We start from the raw sequence: 3,359 nt of genomic DNA, 5'->3' as shown, positions 1-3,359 counted from the left end.
GGGGCCGCCGGAGCCGCGGGCAAGGGCGGGGTGATCAGCGCGCTCGGCGCGAAGGGGACGGCCGCCGTCGCGGGCGGGGCCGCCGCCGTGGCCGCGGGCGGCGGCGCGGCCGTCTACGTCACCGTCGCCGACGACGCGCCGAAGCCGCCGCCGATCGCGGCGCGCCTGGTCGCGCTCAGCGAGCCGCGCCAGGACATGGGCCGCGGGATGACGTTCCAGGCGCAGGGGCAGATCGTCCGGGTCACGGGCGGCGACCCCGCGCTCACCCGGAAGATCGACCAGGCGCTGCGGGCGCCGCTCGAACAGCGCTGGACCAAGACGCGGAACGGCCTGAGGGACATCGGCAGGGGCCCCTACACCGACGTGGTGCGCCCGCAGATCCTGATGCGCAATGACCGGCTCCTGTCGGTCTGGTACACCGTCACCCTTCAGGGGGAGCGCGGGTCGGGCTGGGACAATCCGGCCGCCGCCGTCGTCGATCTGCGGACCGGCACGCTGTACCGCCCGCCCGGACTGTTCCGCGCCGCGACCCGGCAGGCGCTCGCGCCGCTGGACGCGCGGATCGAGGCGAACCTGCCCGGCGGCGGCTACTGCGGCGGCGACGCGGACCAGGCCGCTCCGCCGGGCGGGGCCGACACCCCGTCCATGTACGTCAACACCGCCGACGTCGCGATGGCGCTCACCCCGAAGGGCGTCCGGGTCGCGTTCCACGCCGGGCTCCTGGGCTACACCATGGCGTGCGGGACGCAGGACGCCGTCGTCCCGTACGGCGAGGTGGACGCGCTGCTGAAGCCGGAGCTGCTGGCGGCCGTGCGGTCACCGTCACCGGAACGCTCCTGAGACGCCGAACGCCCCGGCGACGGGCCTGCCGCCGGGGCGTTCGCGCACCGCGTCACTTGCGCTTGGTGATCTCCTCGGTGAGCTGCGGCGCGACCTGGAACAGGTCGCCCACGACCCCGAAGTCGACCAGCTCGAAGATCGGCGCCTCGGGGTCCTTGTTGATGGCGACGATGGTCTTCGAGGTCTGCATGCCGGCCCGGTGCTGGATGGCGCCGGAGATGCCGACCGCGATGTAGAGCTGCGGCGACACGGTCTTGCCGGTCTGGCCGACCTGGAACGAGTGCGGGTACCAGCCCGCGTCGGTCGCGGCGCGGGACGCGCCGACGGCGCCGCCGAGCGAGTCGGCCAGGCCCTCGATGATCGAGAAGTTCTCGGCGCCGCCGACACCGCGCCCGCCGGACACGACGATCGCGGCCTCGGTCAGGTCCGGGCGCTCGCCCTTCTCCTGGACGACCTTCTCCACGATCTTCGCGGCCCTGTCGGCGTCCGACAGCGCGACCGTGACCTGCTCCTCCGCCGGGGTGGCGGCATTGGCCTCGGGCGCGACCGAGTTCGGCCGGACGGCGATGATCGGGGTGCCCGTCTTCACGCGGGCGTGCGCGATGATGCCGCCGCCGAAGATGGAGTGCTCGGCGACGAAGCCGTCGGCGACGTCCACGACGTCGGTGAGCACGCCGGAATCGGTCTTCACCGCGAGGCGTCCGGCGATCTCCTTGCCCTCGGCCGTCGCGGCGACGAGCACCGCGGCCGGGGACCTCTCCTTCACGAGCTGGGCCAGCAGCGTCGCCTTCGGCGCGACGACGTAGGAGGTCAGCTCCTCGTCGGCGGCCACGTAGACCTTGCCCGCGCCGTACTCGCCGAGCTTGTGCTTCGCGCTCTCGTAGCCGGGGCCGACCCACACCGCGGCGGCCTCGCCGAGCCGGTTCGCCAGCGTCAGCAGTTCGAGCGTGACCTTCTTGACCTCACCGTCGACGTGGTCGACGAGGACGAGAATCTCCGCCATTGTTCGCTAATCCCCTTCCCCGGTCAGACGAACTTCTTCGACGCGAGGAACTCGGCGATCTTCGCGCCGCCGTCGCCCTCGTCGGTGACGATCTGACCCTTCGCGCGCGGCGGCGCCTCGGCGAAGTCGACCACCTCGGTCGCCGCGTTCGCCAGGCCGACCTGGCCCGCGTCGATGCCGGCGTCGGCCAGGCCGAGCGTCTCCACCGGCTTCTTCTTGGCCGCCATGATCCCCTTGAACGACGGGTAGCGCGGCTCGTTGATCTTCTCGACGACGCTGACGACGGCGGGCAGGGTGGCCTCGACCCGGTCGAAGCCGTAGTCGGTCTGCCGCTGCACCGTGATGGACGTCCCGTCGATCTCGACCTTGTTCGCGAGCGACAGCTGCGGGACGCCGAGCCGCTCGGCGAGCATCGCGGCGAGCAGCCCGGTCCGCGCGTCGGTGGACTCCGACCCGAGGATCACCAGGTCGAACCCGGTGCGGCCGAGCACCTGCTGGATCGCGTACGACGTCTGCAGCGCGTCGGACCCGGCGAGGCCGTCGTCGAGCAGGTGGACGGCCTTGTCGGCGCCCATCGCCAGGGACTTGCGGATGGACTCCGACGCCTTCTCGGGGCCCATGGACAGAACGGTCACCTCGCCGTCGCCGGCGGCCTCCTTGATCCGCAGCGCCTCTTCGATCGCGTACTCGTCGAGTTCGTTGATGACGCCGTCCGCCGCGGCGCGGTCCAGCGTGCTGTCATCGGACTTCAGCTTGCGCGGGCTCTCCGTATCGGGAACCTGCTTCACCAGGACGACGATGTTCATGGCCGGTGGCCGACCTCCCTGCACTCACTTGGCCGCTGAGCTCAGCGGCGGATTCGATGTCACAGCCTGCCAAACACCCGAACGGGCTTCGGAGCCGGGTCCCGGGTTCGGCCATGCGCTCCTCATGTTACTTGCGGGTAGCCAGTGGGCACAATTCGCTCAGAACCGGTTGACCGCGGTCTGCAGCCGGTCCATCGTGCCCTCCAGCGAGCTCTGCAGCCCGTACATCGGTGAGAAGCTCGGCGTCAGCGTCAGCGCGCCGAACACCGCCGCCAGCGCCAGCGCGCCGAGGACGATCCCGGCGGCGGCGATGCCCCTCGGCCGCCGCGCGACGGACAGGAACAGCCGCTCCAGCTGGCGGCGCGGGCCGCTGACGCCGGGCGCCGTCCACAGCACGGCCGCTCCCGCCCCGGCGCCGAAGGCGGCGGCGCTAAGCGAGTCGATCTCCCCGCCGACCGCCGACACCGCGACGAGGCCGAGCGGCACGGCGACCGTGAACGCCGCCGCGTACGGGACGGTCAGCAGCGTCCGCCCGAAGGCCCACGCCCAGCCGCGCGCCGTCGTCCCCGCGACCACCCGCAGCAGCGTCACCGCGCCCAGCGACAGGACCAGCCCCGCGATCGGCGCCATGATCGCGATGCCGACCGCGATCACCACGACCATGGCCGCGAGCAGCCGCGCCCACCCCCGCGCCACGGCCAGCTCGTGCG

3 protein-coding genes and 1 pseudogene are annotated in these 3,359 nt (G+C 72.6%); 1 reads left to right on the top strand and 3 read right to left on the bottom strand.

The features are described from left to right. A partial coding sequence (locus tag E1264_RS44280; RefSeq protein WP_207936940.1) for a hypothetical protein occupies positions 1-840 on the top strand: 840 nt, incomplete at its 5' end. Positions 841-892: 52 nt separating this feature from the next. Here E1264_RS44280 and E1264_RS41500 read toward each other — a convergent pair. The 3 genes and pseudogenes from E1264_RS41500 to E1264_RS44275 form a co-directional block, all read right to left on the bottom strand. Next, a complete protein-coding gene (locus E1264_RS41500) occupies positions 893-1,843 on the bottom strand; it encodes an electron transfer flavoprotein subunit alpha/FixB family protein (RefSeq protein ID WP_132182899.1) in 951 nt (316 codons plus the stop codon). A 23-nt stretch (positions 1,844-1,866) separates the two neighbouring features. Next, complete coding sequence (locus tag E1264_RS41495; protein WP_132182897.1) at positions 1,867-2,649, bottom strand: electron transfer flavoprotein subunit beta/FixA family protein; 783 nt, start codon at positions 2,647-2,649, stop codon at positions 1,867-1,869. A 159-nt stretch (positions 2,650-2,808) separates the two neighbouring features. Then, positions 2,809-3,359, bottom strand: a pseudogene (locus tag E1264_RS44275) (hypothetical protein); the annotation flags it as partial.

The sequence above is a fragment of the Actinomadura sp. KC216 genome, from assembly GCF_004348535.1.
GTDB lineage: Bacteria > Actinomycetota > Actinomycetes > Streptosporangiales > Streptosporangiaceae > Spirillospora.
This window is presented reverse-complemented; position numbering and strand designations above follow the sequence as displayed.

What these genes read in the sequence shown, in the direction of transcription:
- E1264_RS41495 (WP_132182897.1), bottom strand. Translation starts at nt 2,649, where the DNA reads ATGAACATCGTCGTCCTGGTGAAGCAGGTTCCCGATACGGAGAGCCCG.
- E1264_RS41500 (WP_132182899.1), bottom strand. Translation starts at nt 1,843, where the DNA reads ATGGCGGAGATTCTCGTCCTCGTCGACCACGTCGACGGTGAGGTCAAG.